Here is a 24,555-nt window from a genome sequence, read left to right on the forward strand (position 1 = left end):
GCCGATATATGATCAGCCAACCTTGCACGCCGCCAGAACAGCCATATTCAGAATGTCTGTCGCCGTCGAGGTGGACGAACAGATCTGGATGGACTTGTCGACGCCGGACAGGATCGGTCCGATGACCGTGGCGCCCGCCATTTCCTGCATCAGCTTGACCGAGATCGAGGCGGAGTGGCGCGCGGGCACGACAAGGATGTTGGCCGGGCCGCTGAGACGCTGGAAAGGATATGCGTCCTGCGCGGCGGGATTCAGCGCCACGTCCACGGTCATTTCGCCTTCGAACTCGAAATCGACGCCGCGCGCCTCCAACACTTGCGGCGCGCGGTGCATCTTCTCTGCGCGTTCGGAACGCGGATAACCGAAGGTCGAAAAGGAAACGAAGGCGACCCGGGGCTCCAGCCCCAGATGCCGAGCCACGTCAGCCCCGCGCGTGGCGATGTTGGCAAGGTTTTCTTCGTCCGGCCATTCATGCACCAGCGTGTCGGCGATCATCACGATCCGACCCTTGTGCAGCAGCGCCGTGACACCGGCCGCACCATGTTCCGCGTCGGCATCGAACACGTGATTGATCAGCCCCATCACGTGCGCCGATTTCCGTGTCGCGCCGGTCACCAGCCCGTCACCGTGGCCATGCGCCAGCATCAGGGCCGAAAAAACATGCCGGTCCCGCGCGGCAAGGCGATGAATGTCGTGCCTGTCATGGCCGCGGCGCTGAAGGCGGCGATAGAGGAACTCCTTGTAATCCTCCAGCCGATCCGTCCTGGCCGCGTTCGTCACTTCGAGCTCGCGCACGGCGTCCCCGAGGCCGGCGGCTTCGAGTTTCTCGCGCACATCGGTGTCACGGCCGATGACGATCGCCTTGCCGAAGCCCGCCCGCTGGTACTGGACGGCGGCGCGCAGAACGCGGGGATCGTCTCCTTCGGCAAATATCATGCGGGCCTGCGCACGCCGCGCGCGCGCGTTGATCGAACGCATGATGCTGGCCGTCGGATCCATCCGCGCCTTGAGCGAGACCTGATAGGCATCCATATCGACGATCGGCCGCCGCGCCGCGCCTGTATCCATGCAGGCCCGTGCCACCGCGGGCGGGATCGTGTGGATAAGGCGCGGATCGAAGGGCGTGGGAATGATGTAGTCGCGCCCGAAGCTGAGCTTGCGGTTATAGGCCATGGCGACCTCGTCGGGGACATCCGCACGGGCGAGCTTGGCCAATGCCTCGGCGCAGGCGATCTTCATCTCGTCATTGATGGCACGCGCGTGCACGTCGAGCGCCCCCCGGAACAGGTAGGGAAAGCCGAGAACGTTGTTCACCTGGTTGGGGTAGTCCGAGCGACCGGTCGCGACGATGGCGTCGGCACGCACTTCGTGCGCTTCTTCCGGCGTGATTTCCGGATCGGGGTTGGCCATCGCGAAAATCACCGGGTCCTCGGCCATCGAGGCGACCATCTCGGGGGTCACCGCGCCCTTGACAGACACGCCGAGGAAGACGTCAGCGCCCTTCATGGCCTCTTCCAGCGTGCGCAGTTCCGTCTTGATGGCATGGGCGGATTTCCATTGGTTCATGCCATCTGTCCGGCCTTGGTAGATCACGCCCTTCGTATCGCAGGCGATACAGTTCTCGGGCCGGGCTCCCATGGCTTTCAGCAGTTCGATGCAGGCGATCCCGGCCGCCCCCGCGCCGTTGAGGACGATGCGGCAATCCTCGATCTTCTTGCCGGAAATGTGCAGCGCGTTGATCAGGCCGGCGGCACAAATCACCGCCGTACCGTGCTGGTCATCATGGAAGACGGGGATATCCATGATTTCCTTGAGGCGCTGTTCGATGATGAAACATTCGGGCGCCTTGATATCCTCGAGGTTGATCCCGCCGAAGGTCGGCCCCATCAGGCGCACCGCGTCGATGAAGGCGTCCGGATCCTCGGTATCGAGTTCGATGTCGATCGAATTGACGTCGGCAAACCGTTTGAACAGCACGGATTTGCCCTCCATCACCGGCTTGGACCCGAGCGCGCCGAGATTCCCGAGGCCCAGAACGGCCGTGCCGTTGGATATGACCGCCACGAGGTTTCCCTTGTTGGTATAATCATAAGCCAGCCCGGGATTGTTCGCGATCTCCTCGCAGGGGACAGCCACGCCCGGAGAGTACGCAAGGCTGAGGTCGCGCTGCGTGGTCATGGGCACAGTCGCCTGAATCTCGAACTTGCCGGGGCTCGGCTCGTGATGGAAGGCGAGAGCCTCTTCGCGGGTGAACTTGGGTTTGGACATGTCACGGGCCTGATTGGTGTGTCGGTTTCACGACTGCATAGCGGGGGTTCGGCCCGGGCTCAACTGCATCGCGCTTTTGGGTTTCAGACAGGGCCCAGCATTTGTAAGGTCCGGGACGAATGAACGGGGGGCCGGGCGTGACATCCGCGACATCAGCCGCGACGCCGATGATGGCGCAGTATCTGGAAATCAAGGAGCAGTATCCGCAAGCTCTCCTGTTTTACCGGATGGGCGATTTCTACGAGCTTTTCTTCGACGACGCGGTTGCAGCGGCGGAAGCGCTTGATATCGCGCTGACGAAACGCGGCAAGCATATGGGCGAGGATATCGCCATGTGCGGCGTGCCTGTGCACTCGGCCGAGAGCTACCTGCTGACATTGATCCGCAAAGGGTTCCGGGTGGCCGTCTGCGAGCAGATGGAAGACCCGGCCGAAGCCAAGAAGCGCGGGTCAAAGGCGGTGGTCAAGCGCGAGGTCGTGCGGCTGGTCACGCCCGGGACGCTGACCGAGGAAAGCCTGCTCGAAGCGCGTCGCCACAATTTCCTTGCCGCCTATGCCCGCATCCGGGGCGAGGGGGCGCTGGCGTGGGTCGATATTTCGACAGGGGCGTTTCACGTGATGCCGCTGACAGCGGCCCGGCTTGGCCCCGAACTGGCGCGGCTGAGCCCGAGCGAAGTGGTGCTTGCAGAGGGCGACAAATGTGATCTGGGTGATATCGTGACTGACTCGGGCGCCGCGGTTAGTGAACTGGGGCGGGCCGCCTTTGACAGCACCGGGGCGGAAAACCGTCTTTGCGAATTGCTCGGGGTTGGCACGCTGGAGGCGTACGGCCAGTTCACGCGGCCCGAACTGGGCGCCATGGGGGCCATCGTCGAATATCTCGAGCTCACGCAGAAGGGCCAGCTGCCCTTGCTGCTGCCCCCTCAGCGCGAGGCGCGTGCCGGCGGGATGCAGATCGACGCGGCCACGCGGCGGAACCTCGAACTGACCCGATCCATGAACGGCGGGCGCGCGGGATCGCTGCTGGCCGCGATAGACCGGAGCGTGACAGCCGGCGGCGCGCGCCTGTTGGAGCGGCGCCTTTCCAACCCGTCACGGGTGCTGTCAGTGGTGCAGGACAGGCTGGATGCCGTGGAATTCGCCGTGGCCGACGCGACCTTTGCCGAGGATTTGCGCGCGACGCTTCGCAAGGTGCCGGACCTCGACCGGGCCTTGTCGCGCCTTGCGCTCGACCGTGGCGGGCCACGTGACCTCGCGGCGATCCGGAACGGGCTGGCACAGGCCGCCGAGATCGCGGGTATGGCCGCTATGCGCGATATGCCCGGGCTGCTTGCGACGGCGACCGGCGCGCTGTCGGGGCATGACACGCTGCGCGACCTGCTGGATCAGGCGCTCGTGGCCGAACCGCCCCTTCTGGCGCGCGATGGCGGATTCATCGCCCCCGGGCATGACGAGGAACTGGACGAGATGCGCCAGCTGCGTGACGAGGGCCGCAGCGTGATCGCCGGGATGCAGAGCGAGTACCAGCAGCTGACCGGCATCCAGAGCCTGAAGGTCAAGCACAACAATGTTCTGGGATACTTCGTCGAGGTCACGAGCGTTCATGCCGACAAGATGCTGTCGCCGCCCCTGAGCGAGACGTTCAAGCATCGGCAGACGACGGCGAACCAGGTGCGGTTCACGACCGTGTCGCTGAGCGAGATGGAAACGAAGATCCTGAACTCGGGCGGGCGGGCGATCGAAATAGAAAAACGGCTCTATGACATCCTGAAACACGCAATTCTGGAGCGGTCTGCCGAGATTTCACAAGCCGCGCGCGGACTGGCCGAGATGGATATCGCGTTTGGTCTGGCCGACCTTGCCCGCGGCGAGGCATGGTGCCGGCCAAGGGTCGATGAAAGCCGGACTCTGGATATCCGTGGTGGCCGCCACCCCGTGGTCGAGATGTCGTTGCGCAGCTCGGGTGAACCCTTCATCGCGAATGATTGCCAGCTGGGGATCGACAGCGATGTCTGGCTGCTGACCGGGCCGAACATGGCCGGCAAGTCCACGTTCCTGCGGCAGAATGCGCTGATTGCGGTTCTGGCGCAGATGGGCAGCTTCGTGCCGGCGTCGAGCGCACATGTCGGGCTGGTCAGCCAGCTTTTCAGCCGGGTGGGCGCGTCCGATGACCTGGCGCGGGGGCGGTCCACCTTCATGGTGGAAATGGTGGAAACCGCCGCGATCCTCAACCAGGCGGATTCAAGATCACTGGTGATCCTCGACGAGATCGGACGCGGCACGGCGACATATGACGGGCTGTCCATCGCGTGGGCCACGCTGGAGCATCTGCGGGAGGTCAACGGCTGTCGCGGCCTGTTCGCGACGCATTATCACGAGTTGACCACGCTGAGCGAGAAGCTCGACCGGGTCGACAACGCCACCGTGTCGGTCAAGGAACATGAGGGCGAGGTGATCTTCCTCCACGAGGTGCGGCGCGGCGCGGCCGATCGCAGCTACGGGATACAGGTGGCAAAGCTGGCGGGTTTGCCGGACCCCGTCGTCGAGCGCGCCCGGGTGGTGCTGGACGCGCTCGAGAAAGGCGAAAGGGAAGGGGGCAGCGCACAGAAAGCCCTGATCGACGATCTGCCGCTGTTTTCCGCTTCACCCCCCGTCATGACGCCTCCGAAAGCGGATTCCGGCGTGGACAACAGATTGGCCGACATACTGCCGGACGACCTGACACCGCGCGAGGCGCTGGACCTGGTCTATGAACTGAAGGCGATCGCGAAGGGTTCCTAGACAGGCCGCACCCGCGATTATCCTTGATTGGACGAAACGCCCACCTGCGCCGGGCGCAAGATACGGTCATGCAGCATGAATCCTTCGGCGGAGACCTGAATGATCTCGCCGGCGGTCGTGCCGGGCACCGGCGCCTCGAACATCGCCTCGTGCTGTTGGGGGTCGAACTTGTCCCCGACTTCGGGCGAGATCGGCACGATGCCGTGCTTGGAAAACACGCTCAGCAGTTCCCGGAGGGTGAGTTCCACGCCTTCGATGAGCGCGCCGGCGGCTTCCTTCTGCTCGTCGGAGACGGAGCCGAGGGCGCGTGTCATGTTGTCATAGACGGGCAGCATGTCCCGCGCCAGCTTGGATCCGCCGTAATTCTCGGCCTCTGTCCTGTCTTTCTGGGCACGCTTGCGCGCGTTTTCGGCATCGGCGAGGGCACGCATGAACTTATCCTGAAGCGCGTCGCGCTCGGCCCGCAGCGAGTCGAGGTCCGCCTCCTCTTTCGAGATGTGGACTTCGGATTCCGCATTCTCCTCGGCTTCGGCCGCTTCGATATCGTCCAGAAAGTTTTCTTCCTTGGGCTCTGCCATTTGTCACCTCTAGCTTCGGTCCGCGATCAGTTTACCGACCAACTGCGCCGTATAATCGACGATCGGCACGATCCGACCGTAATTCAGGCGGGTAGGGCCGATCACCCCGACCGCGCCAACAATCTTACGATCCGCGTTCATATATGGAGAGACCACCAGAGAGGAACCCGAAAGTGAGAAAAGTTTATTCTCGGAGCCGATAAAAATGCGCACACCCTCGCCTTCGTCTGTCAGTTCAAGAAACTCCGCGATGTCCCGCTTGCGCTCGAGGTCGTCGAACAGGTTCTTTATCCTGTCGAGATCTTCCTGCTCGACTTCCGAATCAATCAGGTTGGCGCGGCCCCTCACGATCAGGCGTTCGTAATTCTCCGCTTCGTCGTCCCATACGGCCAGGCCGCTTTGAACGAGGTCCTGCGCGAGCTTGTCGATTTCCTGCCGCCGATCCTCGATCTGGCGGGCGATGACCGTTTGCAGATCCGATAGGGTCCGGCCCTCGATCAGGGCATTCAGGAAATTCGCCGCCTCGCGCATCGAACTGGGGGTCTGACCCGGTGGCGGCGTGAAAATGCGGTTCTCGACATGACCGTCGCCGAATACCAGCACCACGAGCGCCCGGTCATGGCCCAGTGCCACGAACTCGATATGCTTTATCGGGGCCTCGTGTTTCGGGGCCAGCACCAGCGAGGCGCTGTGTGTGACACCCGACAGCGCGGATCCGACCCTGTCCAGAACGCCGCCAACATCCTGTGAATTGCTGCCCAGTGTCGCGTCGATCATCGCACGGTCGGTATTTTCGAGATCACTGATTTCAAGCAACCCGTCCACGAACATGCGCAGGCCGGTTTCCGTCGGGACGCGCCCCGAACTGACGTGAGGGCTGCCAAGCAGCCCGAGATATTCGAGATCCTGCATGACATTGCGGATGGTGGCCGCGCTGACCTTTTCGGTGAAATCGCGCGTCAACGTCCTCGACCCGACCGGATCACCGGTGGCCAGGTAGGATTCGACCACGCGCCGGAAAACTTCCCGCGAGCGGTCGTTCATTTCGGCGAGTATCCTGCCGGTGTCTTTCATCTCGGGTTTGCCATTGCTCCGTCGAGTCCTAATGACGGCATTACGGGGTGGTCAATCGGGGTTGCTAATCGACTTGTCACGGCTATATGCCGATAGCCGTACAAGAGAGAGGATCAGCCATGCGGCCTTCGGCTAGAGATTTAAGCGAAATGCGGCCGGTTTCAATCGAAACCGATATAACAAAGCACGCCGAAGGGTCCTGCATGATCCGTGTCGGGGATACACACGTGCTTTGCACCGCGACGGCAGAGGACCGGGTGCCGCCCTTCATCAAGGGCTCAGGCCTTGGCTGGGTGACTGCGGAATACGGCATGCTGCCGCGCTCCACCACCAGCCGGATGCGGCGCGAGGCGACAGCCGGCAAACAGGGCGGCCGCACCGTGGAAATCCAGCGGCTGATCGGCCGCTCGCTGAGAGCCGGCGTTGACCGCGTGGCCATGGGCGAACGGCAGATAACCGTGGATTGCGACGTGATCCAGGCCGACGGCGGGACACGCTGCGCCGCGATCACGGGTGGCTGGGTGGCGCTGAAGCTGGCGGTGAACAAGCTGATCAAGGCCGGGGATATCATCACGGACCCGCTGATCGCCCCTGTCGCCGCGGTTTCGTGCGGCATTTATGCCGGGCAGCCCGTTCTTGATCTGGATTATCCGGAGGACAGTGAAGCCGGCGTTGACGGCAACTTCATCATGACGGGCGAAAAACGTCTGATCGAAGTTCAGATGAGTGCCGAGGGCGAAACCTACAGCCGGGACCAGATGAACAAGCTGCTTGATCTTGCCGAACAGGGCGTGGCGGAACTGACCGCTGTCCAGATGGCCGCCGTCGATGCGTAAATTCGAGGGCGATACGCTTCTGGTGGCGACGCACAATGCAGGGAAGCTGGAGGAGATCGACAGCCTTCTCGGACCTTTCGGGGTCACCGTCGTCGGCGCGGCGGAAAAGGGCCTTGGCGAACCCGACGAAACGGAAGCGACTTTCGTCGGCAATGCACGCATCAAGGCGCACGCTGCCGCGCGTGCCACCGGCCTGCCCGCACTGTCCGACGATTCGGGGATCGTGATAGACGCACTGGACGGGGCGCCCGGTGTTTACACGGCGGATTGGGCCGAAACAGAGACTGGTCGCGACTTCGTCATGGCGATGGCCAAGGCGCACGACCAGTTGCTTGAGAGCCGGACACCGAAGCCGTGGACCGCACGGTTCTGCTGTACTCTGGTTCTGGCGTGGCCGGACGGCCATGACGAGGTGTTCCCCGGCACGGTGGAAGGGCAAATCGTATGGCCGATGCGCGGGGCGCAAGGTCATGGATATGACCCGATTTTCCAGCCGGACGGGTACGATGTCACCTTCGGGGAAATGGACCGTTGGCAGAAAAACCGGATAAGTCATCGCGCGGATGCGTTCGCCAGGCTGGTGAAAGGTTGTTTTGACTGAGGATTGGCAAAAAGGCGGTTTCGGTCTCTACGTTCATTGGCCATTCTGCGAAACCAAATGCCCCTATTGTGATTTCAACAGCCATGTCGCGCGCGAGATAGATCATGCGCGATGGCAACACGCCTACTTGGGCGAATTGCGGCGGATCGCGACGCTTGTGCCCGAGCGGACCTTGGGATCGGTTTTCTTTGGCGGGGGTACGCCAAGCCTGATGGACCCGGGCATTGTCGATGCGATCCTGACGGAAGCCCGGCGCTTGTGGCCCACCGCCATCGATCCGGAAATCACGCTGGAGGCCAATCCGGGATCAGTCGAGGCGGGACGATTCAGCGAATTTGCCGCCGCCGGGATAAACCGGGTTTCAATGGGTGTTCAGGCCCTCAACGACACGGACCTGCGCAGGCTGGGGCGGTTGCACAGCGTGGCAGAGGCAAGACAAGCGTTTGTAATCGCCCGAAAATATTTCGATCGTGTGAGTTTCGACATGATCTATTCAAGGCAGGATCAAACCCGCGCGGCATGGCGTGAAGAATTGACAGAAGCACTTGGAATGGCTGTTGATCATCTGTCGGCGTATCAACTCACGATCGAGCCCGGCACCGCGTTCGGGGCGCGCCGTGCCGCCGGCGGTCTACGCGGGCTGCCATCGGATGACAAGGCGGCCGACATGTATATGGATACACAGGAAATCTGTGAAAAGGCCGGGCTGCCCGCTTATGAAATATCCAACCATGCGCGGCCGGGGTCAGAGTCGCGTCATAATATGGTTTACTGGCGGTACGGTGACTATGCCGGGATCGGGCCGGGCGCGCACGGCCGCTTGACCATCTCCGGTGTACGGCATGCGACCGAACAGTGGAGCAACCCGGAACACTGGCTGACGGCGGCCGAGACCGGATCGGCGGATAAAGAGGCCACACCCATCCCTCCAGTGGACCAAGCTAACGAATATCTCATGATGGGCCTTCGGATCCGGGACGGCATTGATCCCACGCGCTATGAAATGCTTGCCGGACACGCGCTGGACACCGAGACGCTTTCATACCTGAGCGACCTCGACATGATTGTTGCGGATGACCGTAACCTCCGTGTGACGGAGCGTGGCCGCCCTCTTTTGAATGCCATCGTTACAGAACTTTTGACAGCGAGTCCTGATACCGAGGCCGTCTAGGCGCTGTCACGGGTCAGCGCCGCATCGCGCCGTGGGTTACGTGGAGGACAGCCTCCGGCACAGCGCATCCAGCTCATCGAAAGAGTCGTAACTGATGGTCACCTGCCCCTTTTCTTGCCCGGGTTTGTGGTTGATCGACACTTTCATGCCCAAATTCGCCGCCAGATCGCCTTCCAACGCCTTGGTATCCGCGTCCTTCTCGACAGCTTGGGGTTTACCGTGACGGTTGGGCTGACCAGTCGTTTCCCCGACTTCAGCTTTGGCAAGTTTTTCCGTTTCACGAACCGTCAGGCCCTGTTTTATGACCTTTCGGGCCAACGCGACCGAATCATCGGCCGTGATCAAGGCGCGGGCATGCCCGGCTGAAAGCTTGTTGTCGGAAAGATAGCCCTTGACCTCGTCGGGAAGGTTCAGAAGACGAACGGCATTCGCTATGTGACTACGGCTCTTGCCGAGAGCTTCCGCCATCTTGTCCTGCGTGTGGCCGAACTTGTCCATCAGTTGTTTGTATCCTGTCGCTTCTTCGACAGGGTTGAGATCGGTGCGCTGGATGTTCTCGATTATCGCGATTTCGAGAACTTCCACGTCGTCGAATTCCCGAATGAGGACCGGGATCTCGTGCAGTTTCGCCATTTGCGCGGCCCGCCAACGACGCTCGCCCGCTACGATCTCGAACTCGGCGCTTGCACCGGGCCGCGGCCTGACGATCAATGGCTGGATGATGCCCTTTTCCATGATCGACGCGGACAGGTCTTCCAGCTGGTCAGCGTCAAACTGGCGCCGGGGCTGTTCGGGATTTGGGAAAATCTTTTCGATCGGGATGATCGTATCGGCGGCTTTCGCGCTTTCTGTGTCAGTCGCTTCGGCGTCGCCCACATCCGCCATCAGGGCAGACAGGCCGCGGCCGAGGCCGCGTTGTTTTGTTGTCTTGTTTGTCATCCTGGACTTTCCGCTGCTACGCGGCGATCTTCACGCCGTTTTCCAGTATTTCCTTGGCCAAGGCCCTGTAGGCCTCGGCACCTTTTGAGCCAGTATCGTAGTTCAGCACGGGCTGAGCGTAGGACGGGGCCTCGCTTACCCGAACATTTCTTGGTATGCGCGTCTTGAAAATCAGGTCACCGAGGTTGTCGCGCGCATCGGCTTCGACCTGGGCCGAGAGGTTGTTGCGGGAATCGAACATGGTCAGCACGATACCTTCGATGCGCAAATCGGGGTTCGCGCTTTGACGGACTTCCCGGATCGTCAGCATGAGTTGCGACAACCCCTCTAGCGCGAAGAATTCGCTTTGCAGCGGTACGAGGACGGAATGGGCGGCGACCATGGCGTTGACTGTCAACAGGTTGAGCGACGGTGGGCAATCTATGAGGATGTAATCCAGCTCGTACTCGTCGATCTTTTTCTGTCGCAACGCGTCATGGAGAAGAAAACTGCGCTTTTCGTTCGAAAACAGTTCGATATCGGCCGAGCTGAGATCGACGGTAGCGGGAATTATCTGTAGGTTGTCCAGCCCCACGGGCTGAATGATCTTGTCGAGCTCGATTTCCTCCAGAAGCAATTCGTAGGTCGTGTAATCACGTCCCTCGGGCTCAATTCCCAACCCGGTTGACGCGTTACCCTGCGGATCAAGATCAACGATGAGAACGCGGCAGCCCTGCTCCGACAGCGCGGCGCCAAGGTTTATGGTGGTCGTCGTTTTCCCGACCCCGCCTTTCTGATTGGCAATAGCTATGATCTTCGGACCACGAGGCCGTATCGGATCAGTCACGTTCCACCCCCTGCACGCTCAGTATGACGGAGTTCTCGTCTGTTCTGCTTGTAGCAACTTGATACGCGAACTTCCACGTCGATCGGGCATTTTCCAGCTCATTTTTCCATGTCCGGCCTTTCGGAAAAAGGCCGGTACCTGTCGGGGCCAAGTGGTTCTCCGTGAATGCAAGCAATTTGGCCAGATCGCTCAGCGCTCTGGCGGACAGGATATCGGCCTTCTGCCTCGGGATCGCCTCGATACGCTCGTTCAGGATATCAACGCTGACGCCGGCTTCGCGTGCGGCAGCCCTTAGAAAGGCACACTTTCGAACGTCGCTTTCCACAAGGGTTATCCTGAGATCCGGGCTCAGCTCCGCCGCGAGGATCGCGACAACCAGCCCGGGGAATCCGCCGCCTGATCCTATATCAACCCAGTGACGCGCATTTTTCGGGGCAAGATCGAATATCTGGAGCGAATCGACGAAATGCCTGTTCCATAAATCACTCATGGATCTTTGGGAAACGAGGTTGATCCGCGCGTTCCATTTCCTGAGAAGCTGGGAAAATACTGATAGCCTTTCAGATGTTTCACGTGAAACATCCGCCAGCGACGACACGGTCATGCGATTCTCGCCTCTGCCTGTCGCCTCAGCCGCGCGAGGATAAGTGTAAGAGCAGCCGGCGTCATACCATCTATCCGCCCTGCCTGCGCCAAGTTTTCAGGCCTGACCTGTGACAGCTTGGATTTCAACTCGTTGGAAAGCCCATCGATCTCGTCGAAGTCGAAATCCCGCGGGATTTTTTGCGACTCGTCTTTTTTGAGCGCCTGAACATCTCTCTCCTGGCGCCTGATGTAATTGACGTAAAGCGCTTCTTTCTCCAACTGGCAGCGTATCGCGCCATCAATGTTCGCGAGGTCGGGACGTATCCCAAGAAGATCGTCAAACCCGATATCCGGGAAAGCCAGCAACTGCATGCCGTCCCGTTTCGACCCGTCGTTATTCACGGCAAAGCCTGCAGAATTCAGCTCGCTTGGTGTCAGCTGCATTTCTTGCAAGCGACCCCGAGCCTTGGAAAGATCGTTGATCTTGCTTTCAAAGGCAGCGCGCCGTGTGTCTGATACGCATCCAAGCTCGATCCCGATCGGCGTTAGACGCTGGTCGGCATTATCCGCCCGCAACGACAAGCGAAATTCGGCGCGTGACGTGAACATGCGGTACGGCTCGGATACGCCGCGCGTGACGAGGTCATCTACCATCACGCCAATATACCCATCTTGGCGGCCAAATATTTTGGGCGGCCTGTCCATGATTTTCAGCGCCGCATTGATACCTGCGACCACCCCTTGTGCCGCGGCCTCTTCGTACCCGGTGGTGCCGTTGATCTGACCCGCGAGAAACAGGCCCGGGATATTCCGGACCGCCAGGGTAGCATCGAGGTTACGGGGATCGACGTAATCATATTCGATCGCGTAGCCGGGCTGCTTGATAACCGCGTTTTCCAGGCCGTGGATCGAATGAACATAACGTTCCTGAACATCCTCGGGCAGGGACGTCGAAATACCGTTCGGATAAACCAGATCATCCGACAGGCTTTCCGGTTCAAGAAAAATCTGGTGAGACGTCTTGTCCTCGAACCGGACGATCTTGTCCTCTATGGACGGACAATACCGGGGGCCGACGCCATCGATGTAACCGCCATACATCGCGGATCGTTCCAGATTTTCCCGGATGATATCATGTGTTTGTTCATTCGTATGCGTGATCGCACACGCGATTTGCAGTGCCGCCGGGGCGCCGGAAAGGAAGGAAAACATGACCGGGTCTTTGTCGCCGGGCTGCTTTTCAAGAATATCCCAATTGATGGTTTTACCATCCAGACGTGGCGGCGTGCCTGTCTTGAGGCGACCAAGGTCAAGCTCGAAGCTGTCAATTCGTTCGGCGAGGCGGACCGAAGGCTTGTCATCGATGCGCCCGCCGGGCCTTGCAACGTCCCCTATGTGAATCACGCCCCTAAGGAATGTGCCAGTGGTCAGGATGCAAGCGCCGCACCTGATTTCGCTCCCGTCAGCCAGGACAACCCCGTTGACCGCACCGTTTTCCATCCGGAAATCCGCGACTTCGCCTTCGACGATAGTCAACCGCTCTTGTGATCGCATCTCGTGCGTCATCGCCTCGCGGTAGATTTTCCGGTCGGCCTGAGCACGCGGCCCCTGAACCGCAGGGCCCTTGCGCCTGTTCAGCAGACGGAACTGTATCCCGGCCTTGTCAGCGACGCGGCCCATGACACCATCAAGCGCATCAATTTCACGGACAAGATGCCCTTTCCCGAGTCCGCCAATGGCCGGATTGCAGGACATGACCCCGATATTGTCCGCCGACAGCGTGATCAGCCCGGTGTTCGCGCCCATCCGCGCGGCAGCATGCGCGGCATCGCATCCGGCATGGCCACCACCAATAACGACAACGTCAAAATGTTTCACGTGAAACATCCTCTACTTTCCAAGACAGAAACTCGCGAAAATTTCATCCAGCAGGTTTTCGACATCCACCCGCCCGACCAGCGATTCGAGCGAACGTATCGCCGCCCGCATCTCATCCGCCGCGATTTCGGCCGCCTCTTCCCCTTGATGTATAAGAGGTATAGCCGATTCGAGATATGCCAAACCGCGCTCCATCGCATCGCGATGTCGATATCTTGTTGCCAAGCCGATATCGGACGTCCTTTCCTTGAGCTTGGAAGTCACGGACGCCACGAGCCCGGCCACCCCGTAGCCGGTCTGGCCTGAAATGCCGTTACCCGGATCATCACGCAAATCCGCCTTGGCATGCAACACGATATCATCCGCCTCGGGCGGCAAATCCGGTTCCGCCCCTTCGGGTAGCAGGAAAACCCTGAGGTCCGCCTGACGCGCACGATCACGCGTCCGGCCAACGCCGATGGATTCCACGGGATCGTCCGTTTTACGCAGGCCCGCGGTATCAAGCAGCGTGACGGGCAACCCGTCGAGATCCATGCGAACCTCGATCACGTCCCGGGTCGTGCCCGCGATCTCGGATGTGATCGCGGCATCCCTGCCAGCGAGATAATTGAGCAGCGTCGATTTTCCCGCGTTTGGCGGCCCAACGATCGCGACCTCGAACCCGGACCTGACCCGTTCCGCGATACCTACGCCATCAATCTCGGACTTCAGCCCGTTGCGAACATCCTCAACGAGTTCCAGAACCTCGGGGGACACGTCAACCGGCACGTCCTCGTCCGCGAAGTCAATGGTTGCCTCGATCAATGCCGCTGCGCGCACGACTTTAGCCCGCCAAGCGTCCGCCTTGGTGCGAAGATCTCCGGACAATACGCGAAGCGCCTGCTGTCGCTGTGCCTCGGTCTCGGACTCCAGCAAATCCGCCAGTCCTTCGACCTGCGACAGGTCCAGTCGTCCGTTTTCGAGCGCGCGGCGCGTGAATTCACCCTCGACCGCCGGGCGACACCCCTCGAACCGCGACAGCGATCCCATGAGCGCCGCAACGACGGCAGGGCTACCATGAACATGGAACTCGGCGCTGTATTCGCCTGTAAAGCTCTTGTCCTTGTCAAAGGTCAGAACCAAGGCTTCGTCTATCCTGTCACCATCGGTAGTCGAAACAATGCGCAGACTTGCCTGCCGAAACGGCGGCACATCGCCACACAACTCGCGTACGACGGTCAACGAGTTTTCCCCGGAGACGCGAACGATCGCCACCCCGGATTTCCCCGGGGGCGTGGAAAGTGCGAAAATCGTATCCATCACGGGTCGGGCCGTCTTCTCCGGGTCAGGTGTTCATGGAGTCGAAGAATTCCGCGTTGGTCTTTGTCTGCTTGAGCTTGGACAGCAGGAATTCGATCGCGTCCGTCGTGCCCATCGGGTTGAGAATACGGCGAAGGACGAATGTCTTTTGCAGGTCTGCCTTGTCTATCAGCAGGTCTTCCTTGCGGGTGCCAGATTTCAAGATGTCGATGGCCGGGAAAACCCGTTTGTCGGCGATCTTGCGATCCAGGATGATCTCGCTGTTGCCGGTGCCCTTGAATTCTTCGAAAATCACCTCGTCCATCCGGCTGCCGGTGTCGATGAGAGCAGTCGAGATGATGGTAAGCGATCCACCTTCCTCGATGTTCCGGGCCGCGCCAAAGAACCTTTTGGGGCGCTGAAGCGCATTGGCATCGACACCGCCCGTCAGAACTTTGCCGGAGGACGGAACGACCGTATTGAAAGCCCGTCCAAGCCGCGTGATGGAATCGAGAAGGATCACCACGTCTCGTTTGTGTTCAACCAAACGCTTGGCTTTGTCGATGACCATCTCGGATACCGCGACGTGCCGCGCCGCCGGTTCATCGAATGTCGAACTGATGACCTCGCCCTTGACGGAACGCTGCATGTCGGTGACCTCCTCGGGTCGCTCGTCGATGAGGAGAACGATGAGGTAGCATTCGGGATGGTTCTTTTCGATGCTCGACGCGATGTTCTGCAGCAGCACCGTTTTCCCCGTCCGCGGCGGTGCGACGATCAATGACCGCTGGCCTTTCCCGATCGGCGCCACGAGGTCGATCACCCGTGCCGACCTGTCCTTGGTCGTCGGGTCGTCGATCTCCATCGTCAACCGTTCGTCGGGGTAAAGCGGCGTCAGGTTATCGAAAGCGATCTTGTGACGCGCGCGCTCGGGGTCTTCGAAATTGATCTGCGACACCGAGGTAAGCGCGAAATATCTTTCATTTTCCTCGGGTTGCTTGATCTCACCTTCGATGCTGTCGCCCGTCCGCAGGGAATAACGCTTGATCGTTTCCGGGGAGACGTAGATATCGTCAGGGCCGGGCAGGTAATTCGCCTCGGGCGAGCGCAGGAAACCGAAACCGTCCTGCAGAACCTCGAGCACGCCATCGCCGAAGACCGTCCATCCTTCCTCGGCACGTTCCTTGAGGATCGAGAACATCATCTCGCCTTTGCGCATGGTCGAGGCATTCTCGATTTCGAGTTCCTCGGCCATCGCCAAGAGATCCTTGGCAGTTTGCGCCTTGAGATCGGACAGGTTCAGTCGGTCATCGGACATGGGATAAGCCTTTGTTCCGGCATCAGGCCGGCATCGTCGTATCGGTATACAGGAAACAGGCGTCCCGGACGGGCGCCACGTAGGTTCATAACCGCCGGGTTATTCCGAGTCAATCACGCTTCAGAACTTGATCACCACAGACAGCACGATCACGACCATCAGGAGGGTCGGCACCTCGTTCATCATCCGGTATTGGCGGCCCGACAGCTCATTCTCACCATCAACGAAGGAGAGCCGGCGCTTGTCCAGCCACAGGTGAAACCACGTCATGCCGAGGATGCCCGCGAGTTTCGTGTAAGGCCAGATCGCGAGCCAGTTGATTATGCCGGGCGTGAGCACGAGGAGACCGCCGAAAAACCATGTCGCGATCATGGACGGTTTCATGATGAAACGGAAAAGCTTGAATTCCATGACCTGGAACACCGGGTCGAGCGAATCGCCCGGTACCGAGCGTTCAACGTGATAGACGTAGAGCCGTGGAAGATAGAACAAGCCAGCCATCCACGCGATGACCGACATGATATGTAGCGCTTTCACCCACGGATAGGATGCGATCAGGATATCAATCATGGTTTTTCCCAAGCTGTCTCTGTCCACCCATATTTATAAATAATGATAAAAGGAAAGATGATGTGTTGGATGTGGTGCTATGATCGGTGGATTATTTAGCCATACAGCGCTTGTCCACAGGTTGAAGAACTTGGGGATAAACACGAGGACAATATTTCAGCCGCCATAAATGATCGAAAAAACAATGGACTATACTGATTCTATCGACAGGTCATGTGGACAGACGTGTCACACTGACCCCTTTGCGCGACTTTTCCGCCATGTCATTTTTTTCCATGTTCACACAGGAAAAACCGCTGGTGTTCGGGGTAGTTTCCAAGGAATTTCTGGCCAGCCGTACATTTGTCGGGATAACACGGCATCGATGACCGATTTCTTATGACTTTATCCAAGGGAAATACACATGGGCGCCGGTATTGTTCTGGCTTCGGGATCCGATATCCGGAAACAGCTTTTGCTGAATGCAGGGCTGGAATTCGATATTTCACCCGCGCGGATCGACGAGGAGTCGATCAAGCAGGCATTGATCGCCGAATCCGCCAAACCGCGGGACATCGCCGACGCTCTGGCAGAGTTCAAGGCGCGCAAGATCAGCGAAAAGAATGCGCATGGCCTGGTGATCGGCTGCGACCAGGTCCTGAGTTTCGATGGTGATCTTCTGTCAAAGCCGGAAACGCCCGAACATGCCCGGGACCAGCTCCGCAGGCTCAGGGACACCACGCATCATTTGCATACCGCCGTCGTCATTTACGAGGACAGCCAGCCCGTGTGGCGCAAGGTCGCGACCGTCCGGTTGCGGATGCGGGACTTTTCCGATGACTACCTGGACGATTATATCGCGCGGAACTGGCAGAGCATCCGACATTCCGTCGGCGGGTACAAATTAGAGGAGGAGGGCGTGCGTCTTTTTTCATCGGTGGAAGGCGATTACTTCGCCGTGCTTGGGCTACCCCTGCTCGACGTGTTGAACTACCTCACGCTACGCGGAGCATTGCAGACATGAGTGAAAACCGGATTCCCCTTGCCGGCGTGATCGGCTCACCCATCGCGCATTCGAAGTCACCGCAGCTTCACGGGCACTGGCTGAAAGTCCACGGTATCCAAGGCTATTATATCCCGATGGACATCAAGGAATCGGACCTCGAGACGGCGTTGAACGCCTTGCCGAAACTGGGGTTCGTCGGCGTCAACGTGACCGTCCCCCACAAGGAGACCGTGATGCAATTCGCCGATCAGGTTACCGACAGGGCCACGTTGATCGGCGCCGTCAATACGCTCATCTTCCGCAAGGACGGCGCGATCCACGCTGACAATACGGACGGTTATGGCTTTATCCAGAACCTGAAGCAGAACGCTCCCTCGTGGGTGCCATCCGCGGGGCCGGCCGCCGTTCTGGGCGCCGGGGGCGCGGCACGCGCTGTTATCGCGGCGCTTCTCGATGCCGGGGTTCCCCAGATCCTGATATCGAACCGCACCCGTGTTCGGGCCGAGGCGTTGCAACAGCATTTCGGCAAGCGTGTGACGGTGGTTGATTGGGTTCAGGCAGGCAACATGCTTGAAGACGCGGTGACGGTCGTCAATACCACGTCGTTGGGCATGTTGGGCAAACCGCCATTGCGTGTGCCGTTGGACGGGCTGCGCAAGGATGCGGTGGTGACCGATCTGGTGTATGCGCCCCTGACCACGCCATTGCTCGCGGCAGCGGAGGAGCACGGGTGCATCACGGTGGATGGGCTTGGCATGTTGCTTCATCAGGCGGTGCCGGCATTCGAACGATGGTTCGGTGTCCGTCCTGACGTTGACAGCGCGACCCGTGCGGCGGCGTTGCGATGACGTTCAAGTTGGGATTGACCGGGTCGATCGGGATGGGAAAATCCACGACAGCGCGATTGTTCAAGGAAGAAGGATGCGCTGTTTGGGATGCCGATGCCGCGGTGCACCGTCTTTATGCCAAGGGTGGTGCCGCCGTTGATCCGATTGCCCGGATCTGGCCCGATGTTGTGCAGGATGCCGCCGTATCACGTGAAAACCTGAAGAGCCGCATCGCCGAGGCGCCCTCAGCCCTCGGAAAACTGGAAAATATCGTGCATCCTCTGGTCCGACGTGATCGGCATGAATTTCTGGCGCGGACAGATGCCGATATCGCGGTTTTCGACATACCGCTTCTTTTTGAAACGGGAACGGAACGCAGCATGGATGCCGTCGTCACCGTTACAGCCAGCCCGGAGGAGCAGAAACGCCGGGTTCTGGCACGTGGCACCATGACGGAAGCCGAAGTCGATGCGATGATTGCAAAGCAGATGTCGGACGCCGACAAACGTGCGCGTGCGGATTATGTCATAATGACAGACACGCTCGATCATGCGCGCGAGCAGGTCCGCAGTGTCCTTGCTGATGTCCGAAGGAAAATGGAAAATGCGTGAAATAGTGCTTGATACCGAGACGACGGGGTTCGAACCGGAACTAGGCGACCGGATCGTCGAGATCGGCGCGGTCGAGCTGTACAACCATTTGCCGACAGGGAACACGTTTCACGAATACATAAATCCTGAACGGTCCATGCCGGAAGATGCGTTCAAGGTGCACGGGCTGGGCGATGAGTTCCTCAGGGACAAACCGGTTTTTTCACAGGTCGGTCAGAAATTCCTCGATTTCGTTCAGGATGCCCGCCTGATCATTCACAACGCGGCCTTTGACATGAAATTCCTCAACGCCGAGCTGAAATGGTGCCGGCTGCCCGGATTGCCATGGGAACAGGCCTTTGACACCCTGACCGTCGCTCGAAAGAAGTTTCCCGGATCGCCGGCGTCGCTCGACGCGCTTTGCCGGCGTTTCGCGATCGACAATTCCTCGCGCAGTCTGCACGGTGCGCTGCTGGATTCCGAGATCCTTGCCGATGTTTACCTCGAACTGATCGGAGGCCGGCAGCCCGATTTCGCGCTGACCGTCGGGCAAACCGCGTCAAAGGTTGATGACGATGCCGCCGAAAGCACGTGGCGCCCGGGTGCCCGGCCTTCGCCGTTGCCGGCCAGACTGACGGATGCTGAGATGGCGGCGCACAGCGCGTTCATCGCGGCGATCGGCGATGACGCGCTGTGGAAAAAGTTCAGTTAGTCGTGCTTTCGCTCGCTTCCTTTTCCTTTTCCGCCTCCGCCTGACGGCGGGCGATCTCGCGGCGGTAAAGCTGCACGAAGTCGATGTTTTCAAGGTTCAGCGGCGGGAACCCGCCGTCGCGCGTCACGTCGCTGACGATACGGCGGACGAACGGGAACATCATCCGCGGGCATTCGATCAGCAGGAACGGGTGCAACTGGTCCTGCTGAACACCCTCGACGTGGAAAACCCCGGCATATTCGAGCTCCAGAAGAAAGAGCGGCTCCTCGCTGCCCTTGTTCTTGGAATTGATCGTGAGCTTCATGATCACTTCGTACTGGTGCTCGGTCGAGCGTTTCTTGGCGTCCAGGTTGACCTGTACAGACACGTCAGGTTGTACTTCCCCGCCGCTGCCTTTCTGGGCCAGGATGTTCTCGAAGGACAGATCCCTGATGAACTGCGTCAGCGTGTTCATCTTGACCTGTGATTGCTGATCGGTTGCTGCGTTTTCCTCGTCGGCCATGACAATTCTCCAAAGGCAGTAATTACTTCAAGTCGATTAGCAGGAACCTGCGGCCGCCTCAATGCCTTGTCCAGCCGGAAGGCCGATGCGTGGGCCTTTTTGACGGCGGAATGTCCGAGCCGTGTATCTCGTGGTACTCGCCCTCGACGATGTCGCTGTCATCTGGCTGCGCCGGCCCGCGTTGCCTCCGCGCGTATTCGTCAGACCCCATTTCGAAAGTCTGCACGTTGACACGTCGGCGGAGAAACCCGAAGGTTGCTTGCCGGACCGGCGGCATCAACAGCGCGAACCCGACACCGTCTGTAAAGAAGCCGGGTGTGAGCAGCATCGCACCTGCGACCAGTATCATCGCCGCGTGCGCAAGCGGCTCTGTCGGGTCGTCGAGTTCGGAAAAGGAACGCCGCAGATTTCCCATGGCCAGCCGGCCTTGCGCACGGACCAACCAAGTACCGATGATTGCCGTGATGACGACGATCGCCAGCGTCGGGAAAAGCCCGATCAACCCGCCGACCTGAATGAACAGGGCGATTTCAAGCAGGGGCACCGCGAGAAACGCCAGAAACAACCACATTATGCAACCTCCTTGGTTTTGGCGGCTGGATGGTGGACTTGGCCGCCGGTGTCACCTAGATAGGACCTCAGACGGTTTCTTACCATGGTTCGCGCGAAATGAGGTGCCCATGAACTCGCCCATTATCCAGCTTCTGGTCCTTGCCGGGATCGCGGTTTTCCTGATCCTACGGCTCAAGAACGTTTTGGGATCGCGCGACGGGTACGAAGGGCCACCGCGATCGCAGCAGGGCGCGGCAAGTCAGCGGCGGGAGGGCTTCGAGGTGATAGAGGGCGGGCCCGATCGCGACATCACGGACAACGTCTCGGAGGACTCCGCCGCCGCGTCAGCATTGGCCGACATGAAACGGGCGGAGCCGTCATTTGGCGTTACCGACTTCCTGCAAGGTGCCCGTAGTGCCTATGAGATGATCATCATGGCGTTCGAGCGTGGCAACATGGAGGAAATAACCCCGCTCTTGTCCGAAGATGTTTTCGAGACCTTTTCGCAGGTCGTGGACGCGCGGCAGGAACAGGGGCTCAGGATAGATGCCGAATTCTACGGCGTGCGGGAGACCACGCTGCTTGATGCCACTTTCGATGAAAATGAAAACCGTGCGGAAATCGTCGTGCGGTTTGTCGGCGAACTCACATCGGTTGTCCGCGACAGTGACGGCAATATCGTGGAAGGTACGCCCAACCAGCCCAAGAAACAGAAAGACACCTGGACGTTCGAACGAATCATGGGGTCGGACGATCCGAACTGGCGGCTTGTTGCCACGGGCGAATGACACGTGCGTTTTCCGCATTCCTGATTGCCCTGCTCGGTTTCGCGGGGGTCTCGTCAGCGGAAGACGTCAGGCACAGGATACTGTCGTTCGATCGGTTGCAGGGATGGGAGCAGGATGACCACGCACAGGCGTTGGGTGTCTTCCTGGAGACCTGCCCCGACATGAAAGGCCCCGACTGGCGCGCGCTCTGCGCGTTGGCCCAGCAAAAGCCCGAAGCGAAATCCTTTTTCGAGCTGTTCTTCCGGCCGGTTCTGATCGCCAACGACAAGGCGGCGCTGTTTACCGGGTATTTCGAGCCCGAGATCGCGGGATCGCTGGAACGGACCGAGCGGTATCGGTACCCGTTGTATCGTGAACCGGAAATCGCGCGCAGGAACAATCCGTGGATCACGCGCCGCGAGATCGTCACAGGCCCCGCGATGAAGGGCAAGGGTCTGGAAATTGCATGGGTGGACGATCCGACCGAACTTTTCTTCCTGCAGATACAGGGGTCGGGGCGTATCACGTTGCCCGACGGGGATACGATCCGGGTGGGGTACGGTGGATCGAATGGTCACCCTTACCGGTCCATAGGTGTCGAGCTGGTGCGGCGCGGCGTTTACAAGGCGCATCAGGTCTCGGCACAGGTGATCAAGAACTGGGTCCGCCGACACCCGGAAAAGGGCCGGGAATTGTTGTTCCACAATCCCTCCTATGTCTTTTTCCGACGACTGGAGGATGTTCCATCGGATGCCGGTCCGCTTGGCGCGATGAACCGTTCGGTGACGCCGGGGCGATCCTTGGCGGTCGATCCGGAGTATGTACCGCTTGGTGCGCCGGTTTGGCTTGAGAAGGGCGGCAGCGACAAGATGCGCCGCTTGATGGTGGCGCAGGATACCGGCTCGGCCATCAAGGGACCACAGCGGGCCGATATCTTCTTCGGGACGGGCGAGGCGGCGGGGCGAAAGGCCGGGAAATTGCGCGATCCCGGCCGGATGGTCGTTCTTTTGCCGATCCAGCGTGCATACGCCATGCTGCCGGAGCACCTGGAATGACCCGGCGCCGCCTGACGCCGGACGAGATCGCGCTGTGGCGCAAGGTCGCCCGCAGTACCGAAAAGCTGCATCCCGACCGGGGCATGGTGTCCTCCGTCGCCCGGGAGTCGGAGCCGAGCACCGAGAAACGCGCGTCCATCGACCCATTCGAGATCGGCCAGAAAACCGGCGAAACGCGCCCGGTTCGGGAGCAGCCATCGCCGGCCCGCCCGACGCAGGAAACCGTGAGGATGGACAGGAAATCCTTCGGCAAGCTGAAGCGTGGCAAGCTGAAACCCGAGGCCCGGATCGACCTGCACGGCATGACCATTGATCAGGCGCATCCCGCGCTCATGTCCTTCATAATGCGCGAACATGCCAAGGGTCGCCGGCTTGTGTTGGTCATTACCGGGAAGGGGCGGGTCCGCGACGAGGGAGGGCCGATTCCGGTAAGGCCCGGTGTACTACGCCAGAACCTGCCGCACTGGCTGTCGACACCACCCTTGTCACAGCTTGTTCTCCAGGTGACGGACGCGCATCTCAAGCATGGCGGTGGCGGTGCCTTTTATGTCTATCTAAGGCGTCCCCGGTAACAGGGATCGTGCCCGCGCGATGCCGAGCGCCATCATGACGCTGGCAAGGATGAAATATGCCGCGACGGCCATGTACTGGGTTTCAATGCCCATGCCCAGATCAATGGCGAGGCCCGTCAGGCCCGGCCCGATCGCCGAGCCGAGAACCATGATCGCGGCGGCCATCGCCTTGATCGCGCCAATATGACCGGTGCCATAGAATTCCGCCCAGAAGGCATTGGGCAGCGTGGTGTTCGCGCCCGTCGACAGGGCGAGGAACAATAGCCCCGCGGCCATCACCACCTGGCTGTCGGCCTGCGCGAAGACGAGGAACGCGGCAACCATCGGCAGTTGGTAAAAAGGCATCAGTCGGGGCGTTCCCAGCTTGTCCAGCGCCCATCCGGAAAAGACCATCGCTCCGATACTGACGGCGGTGTAGAAGGGAAACAACGCGACCAGTTCAACATGCGCCATTTGTTTCACGTCGGCGAAATGAACCTGGTGGAAAAAGAATGCCGTGTTGAATGCACTTGGCCCGAGCAGGGCCGGTATCATGAACCAGAACAGGAAATGCGTCAGCGCCTGGTTCCGGGTCCAGTGACGAGAGCCCATGCCAAGCGCCTGACTGCTTTGACTCATTGTTTGCGGCGTGCGTTCGCGCCGTAGCAACAGCAACAGGACGGGCACCCCGACAACGGCTATCGCGCCGGCGCCAAGCCAAAGTAAACGCCAGTCATAGATCAGCATCAGCGCCACGAAGATCAGCGGCAAAAGTGCTTCACCGATGGCAAACCCCAGTGTTGCGACCGACAGTGCCTTGCCCCTTGTGCCGATAAACCACCGTGACATCGCGACGACGGCGATATGGCTTGTCATTCCCTGCCCGCCGAAACGCAATGCGAATATGACGACGGGCAATAGCCACACCGCGTTGTTGACCGCCATGAAGACACATGCAAGCATCAGGAAACCAAGGACAAATCCGCCCAGTGACCGAACCCTGAAACGGTCTGTCAGGCCGCCCGCCCAGACCATGACAAGCGCCGAAGCCGCGGTTCCCAGCGTGTAGATGCCGCCCCATTGCCCGTGGCTCAACCCGAATTCCTGCCTGATCTCGCCGGCGAAGATGGAGATGAAGAAAGTCTGCCCGAAACTTGACAGGAAGGTTAGCAACGCGCCGGCAGCCAGCCATCGCGCGTTGTCGCATAGAAAATGAAGAATCGGCATGACTTTTCGTCGCGCGAAACGGAAGGGAAGAAAAGAGGGATTTGATGGGGTACGGTCCGCCATGGCCGGGCTGTGCGACCCCGTG

Annotated in this window: 24 protein-coding genes; 11 read left to right on the top strand and 13 right to left on the bottom strand. The window is 60.0% G+C overall.

Annotated features, from left to right (window positions below):
- Positions 1-12: 12 nt before the first annotated feature.
- Positions 13-2,268: an NADP-dependent malic enzyme gene (locus tag ACH107_RS01010; RefSeq protein ID WP_412504257.1), complete on the bottom strand. Its 2,256-nt coding sequence runs from the start codon at positions 2,266-2,268 to the stop codon at positions 13-15.
- Positions 2,269-2,435: 167 nt separating this feature from the next.
- Between ACH107_RS01010 and mutS the strand changes: the two genes are divergently transcribed.
- Positions 2,436-5,048: a DNA mismatch repair protein MutS gene (gene mutS, locus ACH107_RS01015; RefSeq protein ID WP_412504297.1), complete on the top strand. Its 2,613-nt coding sequence runs from the start codon at positions 2,436-2,438 to the stop codon at positions 5,046-5,048.
- A 17-nt stretch (positions 5,049-5,065) separates the two neighbouring features.
- Here the strand turns inward: mutS and ACH107_RS01020 are convergent, their stop codons facing one another.
- The gene (locus tag ACH107_RS01020) at positions 5,066-5,626 is read right to left on the bottom strand and encodes a nucleotide exchange factor GrpE (RefSeq protein WP_412504258.1); all 561 of its coding nucleotides are present in this window, start codon (positions 5,624-5,626) and stop codon (positions 5,066-5,068) included.
- Between the two features lie 9 nt (positions 5,627-5,635).
- Positions 5,636-6,700: a heat-inducible transcriptional repressor HrcA gene (hrcA, locus tag ACH107_RS01025; protein WP_412504259.1), complete on the bottom strand. Its 1,065-nt coding sequence runs from the start codon at positions 6,698-6,700 to the stop codon at positions 5,636-5,638.
- Between the two features lie 119 nt (positions 6,701-6,819).
- On the opposite strand from hrcA, the gene rph reads away from it, so the two are divergent.
- The 3 genes from rph to hemW are packed head-to-tail and all read left to right on the top strand — an operon-like array spanning position 6,820 to position 9,308.
- Positions 6,820-7,536 carry a ribonuclease PH gene (gene rph / locus ACH107_RS01030; protein ID WP_412504260.1) on the top strand — a complete coding sequence of 239 codons (717 nt, stop codon included), beginning with the start codon at positions 6,820-6,822 and terminating at the stop codon, positions 7,534-7,536.
- Positions 7,529-8,137 (top strand): RdgB/HAM1 family non-canonical purine NTP pyrophosphatase, encoded by a 609-nt coding sequence (gene rdgB / locus ACH107_RS01035; RefSeq protein ID WP_412504261.1) that lies wholly within the window; start codon positions 7,529-7,531, stop codon positions 8,135-8,137. Before rph ends, rdgB begins: the two co-directional genes overlap by 8 nt.
- A complete protein-coding gene (gene hemW / locus ACH107_RS01040; RefSeq protein ID WP_412504262.1) occupies positions 8,130-9,308 on the top strand; it encodes a radical SAM family heme chaperone HemW in 1,179 nt (392 codons plus the stop codon). Before rdgB ends, hemW begins: the two co-directional genes overlap by 8 nt.
- Before the next feature lie 36 nt (positions 9,309-9,344).
- Here the strand turns inward: hemW and ACH107_RS01045 are convergent, their stop codons facing one another.
- The 7 genes from ACH107_RS01045 to ACH107_RS01075 all read right to left on the bottom strand — a co-directional run bounded on the left by ACH107_RS01045 (position 9,345) and on the right by ACH107_RS01075 (position 16,702).
- Entirely contained in the window at positions 9,345-10,247 is a 903-nt protein-coding gene (locus ACH107_RS01045) for a ParB/RepB/Spo0J family partition protein (protein ID WP_412504263.1), read from the bottom strand.
- A gap of 16 nt (positions 10,248-10,263) precedes the next feature.
- Positions 10,264-11,073: a ParA family protein gene (locus ACH107_RS01050; RefSeq protein ID WP_412504264.1), complete on the bottom strand. Its 810-nt coding sequence runs from the start codon at positions 11,071-11,073 to the stop codon at positions 10,264-10,266.
- The gene (rsmG, locus tag ACH107_RS01055; protein ID WP_412504265.1) at positions 11,066-11,677 is read right to left on the bottom strand and encodes a 16S rRNA (guanine(527)-N(7))-methyltransferase RsmG; all 612 of its coding nucleotides are present in this window, start codon (positions 11,675-11,677) and stop codon (positions 11,066-11,068) included. The genes ACH107_RS01050 and rsmG overlap by 8 nt, the downstream gene beginning before the upstream one ends.
- On the bottom strand, positions 11,674-13,545 hold the full coding sequence (mnmG, locus tag ACH107_RS01060; RefSeq protein WP_412504266.1) for a tRNA uridine-5-carboxymethylaminomethyl(34) synthesis enzyme MnmG: 1,872 nt from the start codon (positions 13,543-13,545) through the stop codon (positions 11,674-11,676). The genes rsmG and mnmG overlap by 4 nt, the downstream gene beginning before the upstream one ends.
- A 3-nt stretch (positions 13,546-13,548) precedes the next feature.
- The gene (mnmE, locus tag ACH107_RS01065) at positions 13,549-14,835 is read right to left on the bottom strand and encodes a tRNA uridine-5-carboxymethylaminomethyl(34) synthesis GTPase MnmE (protein ID WP_412504267.1); all 1,287 of its coding nucleotides are present in this window, start codon (positions 14,833-14,835) and stop codon (positions 13,549-13,551) included.
- 25 nt (positions 14,836-14,860) lie between these two features.
- Positions 14,861-16,132 carry a transcription termination factor Rho gene (rho, locus tag ACH107_RS01070; RefSeq protein ID WP_412504268.1) on the bottom strand — a complete coding sequence of 424 codons (1,272 nt, stop codon included), beginning with the start codon at positions 16,130-16,132 and terminating at the stop codon, positions 14,861-14,863.
- A gap of 120 nt (positions 16,133-16,252) precedes the next feature.
- Positions 16,253-16,702 carry a CopD family protein gene (locus ACH107_RS01075; RefSeq protein WP_412504269.1) on the bottom strand — a complete coding sequence of 150 codons (450 nt, stop codon included), beginning with the start codon at positions 16,700-16,702 and terminating at the stop codon, positions 16,253-16,255.
- A gap of 403 nt (positions 16,703-17,105) precedes the next feature.
- Between ACH107_RS01075 and ACH107_RS01080 the strand changes: the two genes are divergently transcribed.
- Genes ACH107_RS01080 through dnaQ form a run of 4 tightly spaced genes read left to right on the top strand, consistent with a single transcriptional unit; the run spans position 17,106 to position 19,816 of the window.
- Positions 17,106-17,705 carry a Maf family protein gene (locus ACH107_RS01080; RefSeq protein WP_412504270.1) on the top strand — a complete coding sequence of 200 codons (600 nt, stop codon included), beginning with the start codon at positions 17,106-17,108 and terminating at the stop codon, positions 17,703-17,705.
- Positions 17,702-18,535 carry a shikimate dehydrogenase gene (locus tag ACH107_RS01085; protein WP_412504271.1) on the top strand — a complete coding sequence of 278 codons (834 nt, stop codon included), beginning with the start codon at positions 17,702-17,704 and terminating at the stop codon, positions 18,533-18,535. Before ACH107_RS01080 ends, ACH107_RS01085 begins: the two co-directional genes overlap by 4 nt.
- A complete protein-coding gene (coaE, locus tag ACH107_RS01090; RefSeq protein WP_412504272.1) occupies positions 18,532-19,125 on the top strand; it encodes a dephospho-CoA kinase in 594 nt (197 codons plus the stop codon). The genes ACH107_RS01085 and coaE overlap by 4 nt, the downstream gene beginning before the upstream one ends.
- Positions 19,118-19,816, top strand: a complete 699-nt coding sequence (dnaQ, locus tag ACH107_RS01095) for a DNA polymerase III subunit epsilon (RefSeq protein ID WP_412504273.1) — start codon at positions 19,118-19,120, stop codon at positions 19,814-19,816. Before coaE ends, dnaQ begins: the two co-directional genes overlap by 8 nt.
- Here the strand turns inward: dnaQ and secB are convergent.
- Positions 19,809-20,318: a protein-export chaperone SecB gene (secB, locus tag ACH107_RS01100; protein WP_412504274.1), complete on the bottom strand. Its 510-nt coding sequence runs from the start codon at positions 20,316-20,318 to the stop codon at positions 19,809-19,811. The genes dnaQ and secB overlap by 8 nt on opposite strands.
- A 58-nt stretch (positions 20,319-20,376) precedes the next feature.
- Complete coding sequence (locus tag ACH107_RS01105) at positions 20,377-20,889, bottom strand: FxsA family protein (RefSeq protein ID WP_412504275.1); 513 nt, start codon at positions 20,887-20,889, stop codon at positions 20,377-20,379.
- Positions 20,890-20,998: 109 nt separating this feature from the next.
- Here ACH107_RS01105 and ACH107_RS01110 point away from each other — a divergent pair, with 109 nt between their 5' ends.
- Genes ACH107_RS01110 through ACH107_RS01120 form a run of 3 tightly spaced genes read left to right on the top strand, consistent with a single transcriptional unit; the run spans position 20,999 to position 23,264 of the window.
- Positions 20,999-21,658, top strand: coding sequence for a Tim44/TimA family putative adaptor protein (locus tag ACH107_RS01110; RefSeq protein ID WP_412504276.1), 660 nt, complete (start codon positions 20,999-21,001; stop codon positions 21,656-21,658).
- Positions 21,655-22,692 carry a murein transglycosylase A gene (locus ACH107_RS01115; RefSeq protein WP_412504277.1) on the top strand — a complete coding sequence of 346 codons (1,038 nt, stop codon included), beginning with the start codon at positions 21,655-21,657 and terminating at the stop codon, positions 22,690-22,692. Before ACH107_RS01110 ends, ACH107_RS01115 begins: the two co-directional genes overlap by 4 nt.
- Positions 22,689-23,264, top strand: a complete 576-nt coding sequence (locus tag ACH107_RS01120) for a Smr/MutS family protein (protein WP_412504278.1) — start codon at positions 22,689-22,691, stop codon at positions 23,262-23,264. The genes ACH107_RS01115 and ACH107_RS01120 overlap by 4 nt, the downstream gene beginning before the upstream one ends.
- Here the strand turns inward: ACH107_RS01120 and ACH107_RS01125 are convergent.
- On the bottom strand, positions 23,247-24,470 hold the full coding sequence (locus ACH107_RS01125) for an MFS transporter (RefSeq protein WP_412504298.1): 1,224 nt from the start codon (positions 24,468-24,470) through the stop codon (positions 23,247-23,249). The genes ACH107_RS01120 and ACH107_RS01125 overlap by 18 nt on opposite strands.
- Positions 24,471-24,555 lie beyond the last annotated feature (85 nt).

The organism is Roseovarius halophilus (ex Wu et al. 2025) (assembly GCF_047086965.1).

Bases quoted from the DNA above. Each gene is read 5' to 3' on its own strand.
- ACH107_RS01010 (WP_412504257.1), bottom strand. From the start codon at position 2,268: ATGTCCAAACCCAAGTTCACCCGCGAAGAGGCTCTCGCCTTCCATCAC.
- mutS (WP_412504297.1), top strand. From the start codon at position 2,436: ATGATGGCGCAGTATCTGGAAATCAAGGAGCAGTATCCGCAAGCTCTC.
- ACH107_RS01020 (WP_412504258.1), bottom strand. From the start codon at position 5,626: ATGGCAGAGCCCAAGGAAGAAAACTTTCTGGACGATATCGAAGCGGCC.
- hrcA (WP_412504259.1), bottom strand. From the start codon at position 6,700: ATGAAAGACACCGGCAGGATACTCGCCGAAATGAACGACCGCTCGCGG.
- rph (WP_412504260.1), top strand. From the start codon at position 6,820: ATGCGGCCTTCGGCTAGAGATTTAAGCGAAATGCGGCCGGTTTCAATC.
- rdgB (WP_412504261.1), top strand. From the start codon at position 7,529: ATGCGTAAATTCGAGGGCGATACGCTTCTGGTGGCGACGCACAATGCA.
- ACH107_RS01045 (WP_412504263.1), bottom strand. From the start codon at position 10,247: ATGACAAACAAGACAACAAAACAACGCGGCCTCGGCCGCGGCCTGTCT.
- rsmG (WP_412504265.1), bottom strand. From the start codon at position 11,677: ATGACCGTGTCGTCGCTGGCGGATGTTTCACGTGAAACATCTGAAAGG.
- mnmG (WP_412504266.1), bottom strand. From the start codon at position 13,545: ATGTTTCACGTGAAACATTTTGACGTTGTCGTTATTGGTGGTGGCCAT.
- mnmE (WP_412504267.1), bottom strand. From the start codon at position 14,835: ATGGATACGATTTTCGCACTTTCCACGCCCCCGGGGAAATCCGGGGTG.
- rho (WP_412504268.1), bottom strand. From the start codon at position 16,132: ATGTCCGATGACCGACTGAACCTGTCCGATCTCAAGGCGCAAACTGCC.
- ACH107_RS01075 (WP_412504269.1), bottom strand. From the start codon at position 16,702: ATGATTGATATCCTGATCGCATCCTATCCGTGGGTGAAAGCGCTACAT.
- ACH107_RS01080 (WP_412504270.1), top strand. From the start codon at position 17,106: ATGGGCGCCGGTATTGTTCTGGCTTCGGGATCCGATATCCGGAAACAG.
- ACH107_RS01085 (WP_412504271.1), top strand. From the start codon at position 17,702: ATGAGTGAAAACCGGATTCCCCTTGCCGGCGTGATCGGCTCACCCATC.
- coaE (WP_412504272.1), top strand. From the start codon at position 18,532: ATGACGTTCAAGTTGGGATTGACCGGGTCGATCGGGATGGGAAAATCC.
- dnaQ (WP_412504273.1), top strand. From the start codon at position 19,118: ATGCGTGAAATAGTGCTTGATACCGAGACGACGGGGTTCGAACCGGAA.
- secB (WP_412504274.1), bottom strand. From the start codon at position 20,318: ATGGCCGACGAGGAAAACGCAGCAACCGATCAGCAATCACAGGTCAAG.
- ACH107_RS01105 (WP_412504275.1), bottom strand. From the start codon at position 20,889: ATGTGGTTGTTTCTGGCGTTTCTCGCGGTGCCCCTGCTTGAAATCGCC.
- ACH107_RS01110 (WP_412504276.1), top strand. From the start codon at position 20,999: ATGAACTCGCCCATTATCCAGCTTCTGGTCCTTGCCGGGATCGCGGTT.
- ACH107_RS01115 (WP_412504277.1), top strand. From the start codon at position 21,655: ATGACACGTGCGTTTTCCGCATTCCTGATTGCCCTGCTCGGTTTCGCG.
- ACH107_RS01120 (WP_412504278.1), top strand. From the start codon at position 22,689: ATGACCCGGCGCCGCCTGACGCCGGACGAGATCGCGCTGTGGCGCAAG.
- ACH107_RS01125 (WP_412504298.1), bottom strand. From the start codon at position 24,470: ATGCCGATTCTTCATTTTCTATGCGACAACGCGCGATGGCTGGCTGCC.